This window comes from Marinobacter sp. Hex_13 (assembly GCF_001566815.1).
GTDB lineage: Bacteria > Pseudomonadota > Gammaproteobacteria > Pseudomonadales > Oleiphilaceae > Marinobacter > Marinobacter salarius.
This window is the reverse complement of record NZ_LSMM01000024.1, coordinates 1-15,148: the sequence shown is the minus strand read 5'-3', so window position 1 is coordinate 15,148 and position 15,148 is coordinate 1. Positions and strand designations below refer to the sequence as shown.

Sequence of the window (15,148 nt, the reverse complement as noted above, 5' to 3'; positions counted from 1 at the left end):
ACTTTCAGGCGACCCACAATCTTTTCTATATCTTTAGCTAGCCTGAGCTAAGCTTCCAGTATGTATTCACACTCTTCATTCAGAACTGGTTGACACGGTATCCTTTACCCCACAAAGAACGCCCATGAACTTTAAACGTCTGGAAACTTTTATCTGGGTAGCTACCCTCGGGAGCTTTCGCAAGGCGGCGGAGCGGCAAAACACCACGCAACCCGCAATATCCAACCGAATAGCGGCGCTTGAAGAGGAACTGGGCGTTCAGCTTTTTGAGCGGGATTCCGGCCGCACCATGTTGACCACCCGGGGGCAGGAACTGCTGCCGTACGCCGAGAAAATCGTCTCCATGTCGCAGCAGCTTCGCAAACGAGCAGACAGGGTAGCTCTGCTGTCCGGCATCCTGAGACTTGGCGTTTCGGAAACCATTGTCCATTCCTGGCTGCCGTACTTCTTCCGCGAGCTGAACGAGAACACGCCGAATCTGGATGTCGAGGTCACGGTTGATGTCACCGGAAACCTGCGTACCGGCCTGATGGACAGAACTTTTGACCTCGCCTTCCTGATGGGGCCTGTGTCGGAACCGAAGATTGAAAACCAGAACCTGTGTAGCTTCCCCCTGATCTGGGTAGCCAGCCCCACACTGAAGCTGCCGAATCGACGGCTCGAGCTCGAGGAATTGGCACAGTGGCCGATCATTACCTACGCCAGGAACACCAAACCCTTTGCGGAAATCAGCCAGAAATTCAGCGAGCTGGACGAGTTACCCGCCCGGTTCTATTCGTCGAGCTCATTGGCGGCATGCCGCCGCCTGACTCTGGACGGGATAGGGGTGTCAGCGCTGCCACTGAGCGTGATCGCAGACGGGCTGAAAAGCGGCCGCCTGATCACACTGGATGCTGCATGGACACCCTCGCAGCTGGCATTTACAGCCTCCTACCCCAGCGTACCCTTCAATCCGATTGCCGAGTTAGCCGCCAACCTGGCGGTCAAGGTTTCCAAGCGGTACGAGGAGCCAGACATCACGAAAACTTATCACCAAACCTAAAAAACCATAATTAGACTTTTTCGCTCATAAGGATAACCTGAACAATAACGACACAATAATGTCAATCAGGGGTACCCGAAATGAATACCAGCGAATATTCAGACTTCAAGGCAGGCCTGCTTGATCAGGTATCTGTACTGCGCGCAAACATTCGCTCCGGTACCCACACATCCACAACGAGCGGCACGGCGCACAGTCTGGTTCAGGGTAATGTTGTTATCCTGCCGGCGGACTGGGCAAACGACTTTCTTCTTTACTGCCAGAGCAATCCCGTTGCCTGCCCTCTTATCGGCGTTTCCCAGATCGGTAATCCGGCGCTTCCCGGCCTTGGTCGAGACCTGGATATCCGCACCGACATTCCCGAGTACCAGGTGTTCCGGAACGGCGAACGGGCCGAAACGCTCACTGACATCCGGGATGTGTGGCGCAACGATTTCGTAACATTCGTACTCGGCTGTTCGTTCTCGTTTGAAGACGCGCTGATCCGTGCCGGGCTTTCGATCAGGAATGTCGAGCACGGACAGAACGTCTCGATGTATCGCTCAGGCATTACCACACAATCCGCCGGCCGGTTCCACGGCAACATGGTGGTATCCATGCGGCCGTTTAAAGCTGCGGATGCCATCCGGGCGATCCAGATCACAACCAGATTACCAAATGCACACGGCGCTCCGGTTCATATCGGCGACCCCGCGTTGATTGGTATCACGGACATTCATACCCCGGATTTTGGTGACGCCGTCACCATCGGCAGTGATGAATTACCTGTCTTCTGGGCCTGTGGCGTGACGCCGCAGGTTGCCCTGGAAAACGCACGCCCCCCGATCGCGATCACTCACGTACCGGGAAAAATGCTGCTCACCGAGCGGCTCAATGAAGAACTGGCGGTGCTGTAGCGACTGCCAATTGATGATCAAAGCAACAACAACAAAAGAACGGGAGAATCGATATGTTCAAGCAACTTGCGACAGCCACCCTGATGGCAGGGGCTTTCTTAACCACCGCAGTCAACGCCGCCCAATGGCACATGCCAACACCCTACGGCGATGCCAACCTGCCAACCAAAATCGCCTATGAGTTTGCTGAAGACATCAAGGCGGGCACCAACGGCGACATAAACATCACCGTCCATTCCGGTGCCTCACTGGTCAAGCATCCGGAAATTCCAAGGGCCGTCCGCACGGGGCAGGTTCAGTTGGGCGAGATCTTCATCGGCATCATGGGCAACACCCATCCGGTGTTCAAGCACGACAACATTCCGTTTCTGGCAACCAGCTTTGACGACGCGAAGCGGCTCTGGGAGGCGGCGAAGCCCGAGGTGGAAAAACAACTCGATAAAGAGGGCATGAAGCTGCTCTACTCGGTGCCATGGCCTGCCCAGAGCCTCTATACAAAGGCCCCTGTCGATAGGATGAGCGATCTGGAAGGCCTGAAGATGCGCGCTTACAGCCCGTCAACGTCCCGGCTCGCAGACCTCATGAACACCACACCAACCACGGTTCAGGTACCGGAGATTCCACAAGCCTTCAGCACCGGCATCATCGACGCAATGATCACATCACCGTCAACCGGAGCCAACGGTCAGGCCTGGGACTATGTTTCTCACTACACCGACATCAAAGCCTGGATTCCCAAAAACGTCGTTGTTGTCAACAAGCGCGCGTTTCGCCGCCTGAGTGACGAACAACAACAGGTCATTCTTGATGCCGCCGCGGCAGCCGAAATGAAAGGCTGGGATGGCGTTCGTGTAACCGCCGCCGAAGACACGGCGACACTGGCAGAGAACGGTATTGAAGTATCCGAGCCATCCGAACAGCTGATGCAGGAATTTCAGAAGATCGGCGACATCATGATCCAGGAATGGGAAGAAGAAGCTCCGAAGGAAGTCGGCACTATTCTGCAAAACTACCGTTAACGGTCCATTCACAAGACGCTTTCCCCTGGCATTCCAGCGGGAAAGCCGCCTTGGGAGGCATCTTCCATGAGTACCCTTCGAGACAAGTTTTACCTGGCATCTGGTTACGCAGCGGGGTTCTGTATTGCATTGATCATGGTCGTGATTCTGGTGCAGATTGTCGGCCGCCTGTTCGGCTTTATCATCCCTTCTGCTGAAAACGTGTCCGGATACGCACTCGCTGCCTCCACATTTTTCGGGCTTGCCTACACCTTTCACGAAGGTGGCCACATCAGGGTGACCCTGGTCATCCAGAAATGGTCCCCCCGGGCGCGATTCGCTCAGGAGCTGGCGGTACTCATCCTTGGCCTCGGCCTTGCATGCTTTATGACATTCTACTGCTGGCACATGGTGTGGGAGTCCTACGTTTTCGAGGAGGTCTCACACGGCTACATTCCTATTCCACTGTGGATCCCTCAGATCCCGGTGGGCCTGGGCACCTTAGCGCTTACGATCGCGATCCTCGACGACCTTATCGCCGTGCTGCAAAAACGTGTGCCTTCTTACCAACAGCACGAAGATGACATCAATCTGGAGGAAATCTGATGGATACCACGCTGCTTTCCATCGCCCTCGCTGCCTCCATGATATTGATGCTCGCGCTTGGCGTTTGGGTATCACTGACCTTGGTTGGCATTGGCGTCCTCGGGCTACTGTTGTCCGGCAACGACCAGATCGGCCTTCTGTTCGCAACCTCCAGCTGGGGCGCAAGCACCGGCTGGTCTCTGACCGCACTGCCTATGTTCATCTGGATGGGCGAGGTTCTGTTCCGTACTCGCTTGTCCGAGGACCTGTTTAAGGGACTGTCACCCTGGATGGGTGGTTTACCGGGCAAACTGCTGCACGTAAACATTCTCAGCTGCGGTATATTCGCCGCGGTGTCCGGCTCGTCGGCCGCCACGGCGGCCACCATTGGCCGCATGACCCTGCCCGAGCTCAAGGCTCAGGGTTACAGCGACCGCATGGCTGTCGGCACCCTTGCCGGTTCCGGCACCCTTGGGCTGCTGATACCGCCGTCCATCATTCTGATTGTTTACGGCGTGGCGGCTGAAGTGTCCATCGGCCGACTGTTTATCGCCGGCGCCCTGCCCGGCCTCATGCTGGTGGCCATGTTCATGGGTTACACCATGGTGTGGGCGGCATTGAACAAGGATGAGATGCCCAAGCATAAGAAAGAGCACATCTCGTTCTCAGCCAAGATCAAGGCGCTGCGAATGCTGCTGCCGATTGTGGGCCTGATTGTATTTGTGCTTGGTTCGATTTATGCCGGCTTTACCACACCCACCGAGGCTGCCGCACTCGGCGTTTTTGGCGCCCTGTTGCTGGCGGCTGTCACCGGATCCCTGAACGCCGACAGTTTCAAGGCAAGCCTGCTGGGCGCGGTCAAAAGCTCCTGCATGATTGGCCTGATTCTGGTGGGCGCGCACTTTCTCACCTTGTCCATGGGCTTTCTCGGCATTCCAAGAGAGTTGGCGGAATGGATTGGCAGCATGTCGCTCTCTTCTTTCGAACTGCTTGTCTGCCTGACTGCCCTCTTCGTTCTACTGGGCTGTTTCCTGGATGGCATTTCCGTGGTGGTTCTTACCGTCGCTGTGGTCATGCCCATGGTCCAGCAGGCCGGCATCGACATGCTCTGGTTTGGCATCTTTATTGTTCTGGTGGTTGAGATGGCACAAATCACACCGCCGGTGGGTTTTAACCTGTTCGTGATCCAGGCATTGACCGGGAAAGACATTCTCTACGTTGCCCGGGCCGCGCTACCCTTTTTCCTGCTGATCATGGCAGCACTGTTTCTGATCGGCTGGTTCCCGGAAATTGTCACCTACCTCCCTCAGACCATGAGCCGAGGCTAGCGCACATTCACTTGTTTCTGGAGACAACCAATGAAACTCAACTGCGATATGGGCGAGAGCTTCGGTAGCTGGACCAAAGGCATGGATGCCGAGGTCATGCCCTACATTGATATGGCCAATATTGCCTGCGGCTTCCATGCCTCAGACCCGCTGACCATGGACCGCACCGTCAGAACCGCGATTGCCGAGAAGGTCACCATCGGCGCGCACCCCGGCTATCCGGACCTGCTGGGTTTCGGCCGGCGTGACATGGAGTTTGCGCCTGAGGAACTCCAGGCCCTGCTGGTGTATCAGATCGCTGCGCTGGACGGCATCTGCCGCACCCACGGCACAGCCATCGAATACATCAAACCCCACGGCGCGCTCTACAACAAAATGGCAGTAGACCGCACAACCCTGGTAGCGGTGATGGCTGCGGTACGCAACTATGCGCCCCACTGCCCCCTGGTGGTCATGGCAACCCCCGATGCCGACGAGGTTCTGGCGCTGGCCGCCGACGTGGGCATCGATGTGTGGTTCGAGGCGTTTTCCGACCGTGCGTACAGCGACGAAGGCCGACTGGTTAAACGCTCGGTGAAGAACGCGGTTCACGACACGCCGGAAGCCATAGAAAGGCAGGTAACACAGATCATCACCGAAGGCAGCGTCACGTCGATCTCCGGCAAACGTATCCCGATAAAGGCCGACACCCTCTGCATTCATGGCGACAGCCAGCATGCTGTAGAAGCGGCCAGGCACATGCGGCAGGTCGTCGAGTCACTATGATCATTGAAGCCGTCAACGAAAGTACGTGCATCGTCTACTTTGGTGACCGTATCAGCGATGACATCGCCGGCCAGGTCAAGTGGGCCACGGAGGCCATTCGCCAGAACCTGTCGGACCTGGTGATTGACCTGGTGCCTTCGTATACCTCCGTGCTGGTGTGCTATGACGCCGACAGGACCGACCGCTTCGGCATCGCGTCCCGGCTGCGCAAGGCATTGAGCGAGGGCGAACAGGAGGCGCCGGATGAAAGCGGTTCCAGCACCATTGAGTTGCCGGTCTACTACGGCGCCGAAGTAGGCCTGGACCTGGACGAGGTGTGTGACTATTCCGGCCTGAGCCGGGACGAAGTGGTGCGCATCCACAGTGAGCAGACCTACCGCGTCTACGCCATCGGATTCAGCCCGGGGTTCGCTTACCTTGGCATTACCGACCAACGCATTGCCCTGCCCCGCAAAGCCACGCCCCGACAGAAAATACCCACCGGGAGCGTTGGCATTGCCGGCTCGCAGACCGCCATCTATCCCAGCGCCACGCCGGGCGGGTGGCAGATAGTCGGTCGCACACCTCAAAGAATGATCGATTGGGACAGCGATTCCCTGGCGCTGGTATCAGTAGGGGATAGGGTGCGGTTCCGGTCGATTGACCGCCAGGAGTATCTGGACCTGGGAGGCAGCCTCGATGAGTTTTGAAGTTCTGGATGGCGGTATGCTGGCCTTATTGCAGGACCCTGGCCGGTACGGCTATCAGCACATTGGCGTGACCACCGGCGGCCCCATGGACGAGCATGCCTTTCGTTGGGCCAATCGCCTGCTCGCCAATCCACCGGAGGCAGCGCAGATCGAGATCAATATTGGAAAACTGAGCCTGCTGGCCCATGAGGATACCTGCATCGCGCTCACGGGTGCGGACCTCGGAGCGCAGATCAATGGAGAGGCGGCAGCACCCTGGCATACCTATCAAATCCACCGGGGAGACCGTATCGAATTCGGCATGCCGGTGGCCGGACTAAGGGCATACCTTGCCGTCGCCGGGGGACTGAAGCCCACCGTAAAACTGGGTAGTTGCGCCACCGTCGTGCGCGAAGGCCTTGGGGGTCTGGATGGACGCGGGCAAAAGCTGGCCAAAGGCGACTGCATCGGGTTTGACCGCAGCCATCCAAAGACCATGGCAAGCCTGCCAGCCGGGGAAATTCCGGACTATAACCAGGACCTCCACATCGGTGTGATCCCCAGCTACCAATACGCGCACTTCTCTGCTGGTGAGCGTATGAAATTCTTCACGGGCTGTTACGAGGTCAGCCAGCGAATCGATCGCATGGGCTATAGGTTAACCGGCGACCCTATACACTCTGAGCTGGACGGCATCATCTCCGAAGGCATCGCCTATGGTGCCATTCAGGTGCCCAGTGACGGCCAGCCGATCGTCCTGATGAAAGACCGGCAAACCATCGGCGGCTACCCAAAAATAGGCTGCCTGAGCGCCCTGGATGCTGGCCAACTGGCGCAACGTGGGCCCGGGACACGGATCCGTTTTTACCTTGCGGACGTCGCAGAGGCCGAAGCCCAACGCGCGATTTTCAACCACAAGCTGGAAACCTTCAAACCATCACTCGCCGGCCCGTAGCCGGGTACGCACGCCCCGCGACGTCATCACCGCCAGCACCTCCATCAAAGACAGCACACCCCGGTCGTGCTTCTTTGGTGCCTTACCCTTACCCATGCGTCCGAGTTGCCGGGTGTACCAGCTCACTTCCATCAGCGCCATCTCATCAATCAAGCGAATGCCGGTGCGAATGGGTTTCACGGAACTGGTAAATGCCTGCCCTGCCATAATGCGTCTCGGGAAGTCCGGCTCCACCGCCAGTGGCCGCGCCAGGCCCACCAGATCTGTAGCCCGCGATGCCACAGCTTCCGCCATGCCTGACTCGGTGCGGAAACCACCGGTTACCATCAACGGCACGTCCACCCGCTTGCGCACCTTCTCCGCAAATTCCAGGAAATACGCCTCCCGGGCGACGGTGCTGGCCTTCGCGCCATTCACACCCTTGGCACCTTTCGCCATCGCCGGGTTTTCGTAATTGCCACCGGAAATCTCCACCAGATCAATGCCGAGCTCCGTCAGGGTCTCGATAACCTTTAACGACTCTTCCTCGGTAAAACCACCCCGCTGGAAATCCGCCGAATTCAGCTTGATGCCCACACTGAACTGCCCGCCGGTCGCCGCGCGGATGGCTTTGTACACCTCCACCACAAACCGCATCCGATTCTCGGGACTACCGCCCCACTCATCCTCCCGAACGTTATGGTGTGGCGACAAAAACTGACTCACCAGATAGCCGTGCGCGCCGTGAATCTGCACCCCGGAAAAGCCCGCCTTCTCTGCAATCGCTGCACTGCTGGCGAACCGCTGGATAATCTCCTCAATCTCCGACACCTCCAGCGCCCGGGGCGTCGCAAACATGGCCTGCAACTCCTTGCGGAACGGAACCGCACTGGGCGACACCGGCGCCTTGTTCAGCATTTTCGGGCTCTGCTTACCGGGATGGTTGAGCTGCATCCACAGCTGGCACCCGTTGCGTGAACCAGCCCTCGCCCATTCTCGCAACAGGTCCAGATCCCGCTCATCCTCCAGCACCACATTCCCTGGCTCACCAATATGTCGCCGATCAATCATCACATTCCCGGTGATCGACAACCCGATCCCGCCATCCGCCCAAGTGCCATAAAGCCGTGGCAGATCCCGCGTCACACGGTTATCCATGGTTCCAAGGGTTTCGCTCATGGCCGATTTGGCAAATCGATTGGGTATCACCGCCCCGTTTTTCAGGGCTAGCGGCTGGGAAAGCAGTTCGGCAGGGTTCATTGATCGGTCTCCGTAGGATGCCTGGAATTTTCCAAGGACGAGGGCCGATCATGGCGAGTAAACAGAATGGCTGCATTGGCCGGAATGCCGCACCAATTGCGGTGACATACAAGTCAGTATGAAAACAGGAGATATCCACAAAGCCAAAACAAGCGAGGCCGGTCAGGTTATTCAGAACCGGGGAGCGCCAGGGATGGCGCGACCGAGCCCTACAGGGACGTATCCACGGGCGTGTTCTGAATAACCTGACCGGCCTCGCGACCGCTCCGCAGCCCGAAGGCCACGGAACAGAACTGCCAGCCTTAAAGAAGCAGGGACCGAATATCCCCCAACAACTGACTCAACACCGAGGTAAACCGGGCCGCATCAGCCCCGTTCACCGCGCGGTGGTCGTAGGACAGCGACAATGGCAGCATCAGCCGCGGCTGGAAATCTTTGCCATCCCAGACCGGCTTCATCGCCGCCTTTGAGACACCAAGAATCGCCACCTCCGGCGTATTCACGATCGGCGTGAACGCCGTGCCACCGATACCACCCAGGCTGGTGATGGTAAAGCAGGCACCCTGCATCTCGGCCGGCTTAAGCTGCTTGTCCCGCGCCTTCTGCGCCAGGTCCGCACTTTCCGCCGCCAGCTCCCAGAGTCCCTTCTTGTCGACATCCTTGATCACCGGCACCATCAGCCCGTGAGGCGTGTCCACCGCAATCCCAATGTGAATGTACTGCTTGCGGATCACTTCCTTGCGGTCCATATCCAGCGACACATTGAACTGCGGCAACTCCGCCAGCGCCGTGGCGCAGGCCTTCAGCAGGAACGGAAGCGGTGTCATCTTCACACCTTTCTTCTCGCCGGCTGCCTTCTGGGCCTTACGGAAGCCTTCCATGTCGGTGATATCCGCGTCCTCGAACTGGGTGACGTGAGGCACGTTCAGCCAGCTACGCTGCATATTGTTCGCCGTAGCGAACATCATGCGCGACATGGATTCACGCTCAATTTCACCAAACTGACTGAAGTCCGGCAGTTTCACACCAGGAATGCCGGCGCCACCGCCACCAGCCACGGTGCTGCCCTGCTGCGTCTGCTGCAGCTGGCTTTTCACGTACGCCTGGACATCGTCTTTCAGGATGCGACTCTTCGGGCCGGAACCTTTGATGCGAGTCAGATCCGCGCCGAATTCACGGGCCAGCTTACGCACCGCCGGTCCAGCATGAACCTTGGCACCCGGTGCCGGTGGCTCGTAGGTTGCCGAGGGCTGCTCCGGTTTCGGTTCGGAAGGCTTGCTTTTCGATTCAGGCTCACCTTCCTGCTTTTCCTTGCCGGAAGACTCAGACGCCTCGGACGACGCGTCCTCTTCGCCTTCGTCACCACCCTCTTCCACGATGGTCACTTCAACCAGATCGAGACCTTCGGAGATCTTGTCGCCTTCGGACACCAGAATCTTGCCAATCTTGCCGGCATAGGGAGACGGAATCTCCATGGTGGCCTTGTCGGACTCCACGGTCACCAGCGCATCGTCCGCCTCAACCTCATCACCTTCGCTGACGTTGATCTCGATCACCGGCACATTGTCGAAGCCGTCCAGCGCGGGCACCTTCACGGTTTCCTTACGGGAACCGCCGGATTTCTTCGGTGCCGGCTTTTTCTCTTCAGACTTGGTTTCTTTGTCGTCCGACTTGGCTTCCGCCTCGTCTTTCTCATCGGACTTGGCGTCTTCGCCAGAATCCTTGTCGTCATCCGAGCCACCAGTGTCGCCACTGGCTTCCATCATGCCAACGACATCGCCTTCCTTGACCTTGTCACCCACTTTGACGGTGATCTTGGTAATTTTTCCGGCACCCGGTGACGGCAGTTCTACCGATGCTTTATCGGACTCCACCGTCAGTATCGGATCTTCTTCCTCAACCGAATCTCCCTTACTGACGAGCACTTCGATAACCTCGACCTCGTCTGCACCGCCGAGATCCGGAACCTTGATTTCCTGTTCACTCATGGCGGTCTCCTTAGCTCAGCACCGGGTTCGTTTTGTTGCGATCGATTCCGTACTTGCGCATAGCCTCGAGAACCACGTCGTTTTTGACTTCGCCATCCCTTGCCAGGGCTGCCAGCGCGGTCACCGCCACGTAGTAACGATCCACTTCGAAGTGGCTGCGCAATTTCTCGCGCGTATCACTGCGACCGAAACCATCGGTGCCCAGGGTCAGATAGGTTTTCGGAATGTACGCCCGCACCTGTTCAGACAACAGCTTGATGTAGTCGGTGGACGACACCACCGGCCCCTGCTGCTTCTCCAGGCATTGAGTAAGGTACGACTTCTTGGGCGTATCGTCCGGGTGCAGGCGGTTCCAGCGCTCGATGTGCAGGCCGTCACGGGCCAGTTCATTGAAGCTGGTCACGCTCCAGATATCAGAGGCAACACCAAAGTCTTCTTTCAGCAGTTCCGCCGCCGCGCGCACCTCGTTGAGGATGGCGCCGGAGCCCATCAGCTGAACCCGTGGCGTTTTCTTACGGCCCTTGGTTTCAACGGAATCCAGCAGGTACATGCCCTTGATGATGCCGTCTTCCACTTTCTTGCCGTCCTTGCCTTCCGGCATGGCGGGCTGCTCGTAGTTTTCGTTTTCGATGGTCAGGTAGTAGAAGACGTTCTGGTTGTCTTCAAACATTTCCTTGATGCCATGCTGGACCACCACGGCCATTTCGTAACCGTAAGCCGGGTCATAGGCCTTACAGCTGGGAATGGTCTGGGCCAGGATATGGCTGTGACCGTCCTGGTGCTGCAGACCTTCACCATTCAGCGTTGTGCGCCCGGCGGTACCACCCACCAGGAAACCCCGGGCCTGAATGTCACCCGACGCCCAGGCCAGGTCGCCCACACGCTGAAAACCAAACATGGAGTAGAAGATGTAGAACGGTATCAACGGGAAGTTGTTGGTGCTGTAGGAGGTCGCCGCTGCCATCCAGGCCGCCATGGAACCATCTTCGTTGATCCCTTCCTCAAGCACCTGACCTTTCTTGTCTTCCTTGTAGTACATGATCTGGTCACGGTCTTCCGGCACGTACTTCTGGCCTTCAGAGGTGTAGATACCCATCTGGCGGAACATGCCCTCCATCCCGAAGGTACGGGCCTCGTCCGGTACGATCGGAACAATTCGCTTACCGATGCGCTTGTCTTTGGTCAGAGCCGTCAGCAATCGCACGAACGCCATGGTGGTGGAGATCTCACGACCGTTGGAGCCTTCCAGCAAGTTCTTGAAGGTATCCAGTGGCGGCGTCTGCAACGGCTGACAGTCCTTGCGACGCTTGGGATAGAAACCACCCAACTCTTGCCGGCGCTTGTTCATGTAGACAATTTCCGGACTGTCCGGCGCAGGCCGGTAGTAGGGCACGTCCTTGAGCTCTTCGTCTTTCAGCGGCACCGCAAAGCGATCACGGAAGGCCTTCAGTTGCTCAATATCGAGCTTCTTGAGCGAGTGTGCCGTGTTTTGCGCTTCGCCGGCCGTACCGAAGCCATAACCTTTGATGGTATGGGCCAGAATCACCGTCGGCCGCCCGCCATTGTTATGAATGGCGTGATGATAGGCGGCATAGACCTTATAAGGATCGTGGCCACCGCGGTTAAGCTTGTTGATGTCCTCGTCGGTGAGGTTCTCCACCATCTTGGACAACTCCGGGTACTTACCGAAGAAGTGCTTACGGGTGTAGGCCGGACCGTTGCTCTTGAAGTTCTGCAGGTCGCCGTCAACGGCTTCGTCCATGACACGCTGCATCAGGCCGTCCTGATCCTTCTCGAACAGGGGATCCCACATGCGGCCCCAGACCACTTTCAGTACGTTCCAACCGGCTCCGCGGAACACGCCTTCCAGTTCCTGGATAATCTTGCCGTTACCACGCACAGGGCCGTCGAGACGCTGCAGGTTACAGTTAACGACAAAAATCAGGTTGCTGAGGTTTTCGCGGCCGGCCACAGAGATGGACCCCAGGGTTTCCGGCTCATCGCATTCGCCGTCACCGACAAAGCACCACACCTTGCGGTCGCCCATGTCGATCAGCTCGCGGCTGTCCAGGTACTTCATCACGTGGGCCTGGTAGATCGCCTGGATCGGCCCCAGCCCCATGGATACCGTGGGGAACTGCCAGTAATCCGGCATCAGCCAGGGGTGCGGGTAGGATGACAGGCCGTCGCCGTCAACCTCTTCCCGATACTTGTCCAACTGAGCTTCGTCAAAACGCCCTTCCAGGTAGGAACGGGCATAAATGCCCGGAGAGGAATGGCCCTGGAAATACACCAGATCCGATTCACGCTTCTCGTCACCGCCGTGGAAGAAGTAGTTGAAGCCAACATCGTACAATGTGGCCGCCGAGGAGAAGGATGACACGTGCCCGCCCAGATCACCCGGGCGCTGATTGGCCCGCAGCACCATGGCCATGGCGTTCCAGCGGATCAGCGAGCGAATACGCCGCTCCATGAACAGATCACCCGGCATCCTGGACTCCTGGGTGACAGGAATCGTGTTGCGGAAGGGCGTGGTGATGGAATAGGGCAACTCGGTGCCGTCGCGGCTGGCTCGTTCGGAGAGCCTTTCGAGAATGTACTTGGCGCGATCAACGCCCTCCTGTTCGATCAGAGACTCCAGCGCATCCAGCCATTCACTGGTCTCTATGGGATCATCGTCCTGGTACATCAAACCTCCCCTTGGCATTAAAAAGTGCAGCGCACGCCACGATCAGCAGCTGAGCGCCTTGCAATATCGATAAGCTGCGATGAAATGCAGAGCGTTTTATTATGGGTATCCGCCAGTTCGTTACCTTGAACAAGCATAGAACACGATCGCCAGTTTTACTGCCTGAAGCGCCCTTGCGTCACTCGGCTTTTGGCCAAGCGAATCAGGTAGCATTCACATACCGGCACAACCATACCGACGATTAGGTAGTATTTTTACTACATTTCGGCATGAAAGTTCAATTTTTGAGGAAAATTCACCATAGCCTGTCGGACTATTTCGGTTACTTACGTAAGAATGGCGCCTTTTTCTCTCTCAAACAAGCACATTCAGACCAAGGTCGTAGGATTCCTACCAATTTGATTAGACCTGAAAATACTTTCATATTTATGTATACTCGCCTGCCCGTTTTTTGACCAGCGGAGCGGTGGCAACGTCCACCCCTCCAGAATATGGCTCACAACCAAAGAGGGCGATCTATGAACTCCATCGTCACGTTCCCGAACCGGATTCCAACCGCCGAGTTCGAAGAGCGGCGTTTCAAGGTCTACACAGACCGCCAGCTCGATAAAATTGACGTTATCCAGAATCTCCCTGAAGAGACCCTGTTTGAAATGAAGGTCGTGGCCAGCGTGCTGCCCTTCCGCGTTAACGAATACGTGATCAATGAGCTGATCGACTGGAACAAGGTGCCGAATGACCCACTTTACCAGTTGGTGTTTCCCCAGAAGGGCATGCTGAAGGACGAGCATTACGAGCGCATGGCAAAGATGCATCGTGAGGGCGCGGAAAAGAAAGAAATACAGGCCGTGGCGAAAGAAATTCGCGACGAGCTGAACCCGCACCCGGCCGGCCAGATGGAAATGAACATGCCGGAACTGAACGGCGAAGTACTGGACGGCGTTCAGCACAAATACCGTGAAACTGTTCTGTTCTTCCCGGCCCAGGGCCAGACCTGTCATTCCTATTGCACCTTCTGCTTCCGCTGGGCGCAGTTCGTGGGCGACAAGGACCTGAAGATGGCCAGTACCGAAGCGGAAAAGCTTCACGGCTACCTCCAGGAACACACCGAAGTCAGCGACCTTCTGGTCACTGGCGGCGACCCCATGGTGATGAAAACCAAGAACCTGGTCCAATATCTGGAGCCATTACTTCAGCCGGAGTTTGACCACATCCAGACCATTCGCATCGGCACCAAGGCCCTGACCTTCTGGCCCTACCGCTTCGTGACCGACAAGGATGCGGACGAACTGATTGACCTGTTTGCCCGCCTCGTGGACGCCGGTAAGCACGTGGCGATCATGGCGCACTACAACCACTGGCAGGAAATCACCACCGATATCGCGGAAGAAGCCATCCGCCGCCTGCGCGCCACCGGTGCCGAAATCCGCGCCCAGGGCCCGTTGATCAAACACGTAAACGATAACGCGGACGACTGGGCGAAGCTCTGGGATAAGGAAGTACAGCTGGGCATCATCCCCTACTACATGTTTGTGGAGCGGGACACCGGTGCCAAGAACTACTTCGAAGTGCCTTTGGTGGAAGCCTTCAATATCTACCGCGAAGCCATGAAGCAGGTTTCAGGCCTGGCTCGCACCGCCCGCGGCCCGTCAATGAGCGCTGGCCCCGGCAAGGTTGAGGTACAGGGCATCACCGAGATTAACGGCGAGAAAGTGTTCGTGCTCCGGTTCATCCAGGCCCGCAACCCGGACTGGGTACAGCGCCCGTTCTTTGCCAAGTACAGCGAAACCGCCACCTGGCTGCATGAGCTGGAACCGGCCCTTGGGGAAGAGAAGTTCTTCTTTGAGGATGAGTATGAGCAGATGAAGAAGGGCAACGGGTAACCCGGCCTCATAAAAAAGGTTCATCGCACTTTACCGGGAAACGCTGCTTTTATCTTAAGGAAGAAGTAGTCGTTGTCCCGGTAGCCATAGGCCATCCGTTTGATGACCTTAA

Annotated in this window: 12 protein-coding genes; 9 read left to right on the top strand and 3 right to left on the bottom strand. The window is 57.3% G+C overall.

All coding sequences use genetic code 11. The features are described from left to right. Positions 1-124 precede the first annotated feature (124 nt). The 8 genes from AXW11_RS05270 to AXW11_RS05235 all read left to right on the top strand — a co-directional run bounded on the left by AXW11_RS05270 (position 125) and on the right by AXW11_RS05235 (position 7,237). On the top strand, positions 125-1,042 hold the full coding sequence (locus AXW11_RS05270; protein ID WP_075194341.1) for a LysR family transcriptional regulator: 918 nt from the start codon (positions 125-127) through the stop codon (positions 1,040-1,042). Positions 1,043-1,122: 80 nt separating this feature from the next. Further along, positions 1,123-1,938 (top strand): putative hydro-lyase, encoded by an 816-nt coding sequence (locus AXW11_RS05265; RefSeq protein WP_075194340.1) that lies wholly within the window; start codon positions 1,123-1,125, stop codon positions 1,936-1,938. 53 nt (positions 1,939-1,991) lie between these two features. Next, on the top strand, positions 1,992-2,957 hold the full coding sequence (locus AXW11_RS05260) for a TRAP transporter substrate-binding protein (protein WP_075194339.1): 966 nt from the start codon (positions 1,992-1,994) through the stop codon (positions 2,955-2,957). 66 nt (positions 2,958-3,023) lie between these two features. Continuing rightward, entirely contained in the window at positions 3,024-3,542 is a 519-nt protein-coding gene (locus AXW11_RS05255; protein WP_075194338.1) for a TRAP transporter small permease, read from the top strand. After that, complete coding sequence (locus AXW11_RS05250; protein WP_083637123.1) at positions 3,542-4,849, top strand: TRAP transporter large permease; 1,308 nt, start codon at positions 3,542-3,544, stop codon at positions 4,847-4,849. Before AXW11_RS05255 ends, AXW11_RS05250 begins: the two co-directional genes overlap by 1 nt. 30 nt (positions 4,850-4,879) lie before the next feature. Next, positions 4,880-5,614, top strand: coding sequence for a 5-oxoprolinase subunit PxpA (locus AXW11_RS05245; protein ID WP_075194336.1), 735 nt, complete (start codon positions 4,880-4,882; stop codon positions 5,612-5,614). Further along, complete coding sequence (pxpB, locus tag AXW11_RS05240) at positions 5,611-6,303, top strand: 5-oxoprolinase subunit PxpB (protein ID WP_075194335.1); 693 nt, start codon at positions 5,611-5,613, stop codon at positions 6,301-6,303. Before AXW11_RS05245 ends, pxpB begins: the two co-directional genes overlap by 4 nt. Then, complete coding sequence (locus AXW11_RS05235; RefSeq protein WP_041333813.1) at positions 6,293-7,237, top strand: 5-oxoprolinase subunit C family protein; 945 nt, start codon at positions 6,293-6,295, stop codon at positions 7,235-7,237. Before pxpB ends, AXW11_RS05235 begins: the two co-directional genes overlap by 11 nt. Here the strand turns inward: AXW11_RS05235 and AXW11_RS05230 are convergent. The 3 genes from AXW11_RS05230 to aceE all read right to left on the bottom strand — a co-directional run bounded on the left by AXW11_RS05230 (position 7,220) and on the right by aceE (position 13,153). Then, entirely contained in the window at positions 7,220-8,476 is a 1,257-nt protein-coding gene (locus AXW11_RS05230) for an NADH:flavin oxidoreductase/NADH oxidase family protein (protein ID WP_091644257.1), read from the bottom strand. The genes AXW11_RS05235 and AXW11_RS05230 overlap by 18 nt on opposite strands. 302 nt (positions 8,477-8,778) lie before the next feature. Continuing rightward, positions 8,779-10,464 carry a dihydrolipoyllysine-residue acetyltransferase gene (gene aceF / locus AXW11_RS05225; RefSeq protein ID WP_075194333.1) on the bottom strand — a complete coding sequence of 562 codons (1,686 nt, stop codon included), beginning with the start codon at positions 10,462-10,464 and terminating at the stop codon, positions 8,779-8,781. Positions 10,465-10,474: 10 nt separating this feature from the next. Then, positions 10,475-13,153 (bottom strand): pyruvate dehydrogenase (acetyl-transferring), homodimeric type, encoded by a 2,679-nt coding sequence (gene aceE, locus AXW11_RS05220; protein ID WP_075194332.1) that lies wholly within the window; start codon positions 13,151-13,153, stop codon positions 10,475-10,477. A gap of 518 nt (positions 13,154-13,671) precedes the next feature. Between aceE and AXW11_RS05215 the strand changes: the two genes are divergently transcribed. Continuing rightward, positions 13,672-15,036: a KamA family radical SAM protein gene (locus AXW11_RS05215; RefSeq protein WP_091644260.1), complete on the top strand. Its 1,365-nt coding sequence runs from the start codon at positions 13,672-13,674 to the stop codon at positions 15,034-15,036. Positions 15,037-15,148: the final 112 nt, after the last annotated feature.

Bases quoted from the DNA above. Each gene is read 5' to 3' on its own strand.
- AXW11_RS05215 (WP_091644260.1), top strand. From the start codon at position 13,672: ATGAACTCCATCGTCACGTTCCCGAACCGGATTCCAACCGCCGAGTTC.
- AXW11_RS05270 (WP_075194341.1), top strand. From the start codon at position 125: ATGAACTTTAAACGTCTGGAAACTTTTATCTGGGTAGCTACCCTCGGG.
- AXW11_RS05235 (WP_041333813.1), top strand. From the start codon at position 6,293: ATGAGTTTTGAAGTTCTGGATGGCGGTATGCTGGCCTTATTGCAGGAC.
- AXW11_RS05265 (WP_075194340.1), top strand. From the start codon at position 1,123: ATGAATACCAGCGAATATTCAGACTTCAAGGCAGGCCTGCTTGATCAG.
- AXW11_RS05245 (WP_075194336.1), top strand. From the start codon at position 4,880: ATGAAACTCAACTGCGATATGGGCGAGAGCTTCGGTAGCTGGACCAAA.
- aceE (WP_075194332.1), bottom strand. From the start codon at position 13,153: ATGTACCAGGACGATGATCCCATAGAGACCAGTGAATGGCTGGATGCG.
- pxpB (WP_075194335.1), top strand. From the start codon at position 5,611: ATGATCATTGAAGCCGTCAACGAAAGTACGTGCATCGTCTACTTTGGT.
- AXW11_RS05260 (WP_075194339.1), top strand. From the start codon at position 1,992: ATGTTCAAGCAACTTGCGACAGCCACCCTGATGGCAGGGGCTTTCTTA.
- aceF (WP_075194333.1), bottom strand. From the start codon at position 10,464: ATGAGTGAACAGGAAATCAAGGTTCCGGATCTCGGCGGTGCAGACGAG.
- AXW11_RS05230 (WP_091644257.1), bottom strand. From the start codon at position 8,476: ATGAACCCTGCCGAACTGCTTTCCCAGCCGCTAGCCCTGAAAAACGGG.
- AXW11_RS05250 (WP_083637123.1), top strand. From the start codon at position 3,542: ATGGATACCACGCTGCTTTCCATCGCCCTCGCTGCCTCCATGATATTG.
- AXW11_RS05255 (WP_075194338.1), top strand. From the start codon at position 3,024: ATGAGTACCCTTCGAGACAAGTTTTACCTGGCATCTGGTTACGCAGCG.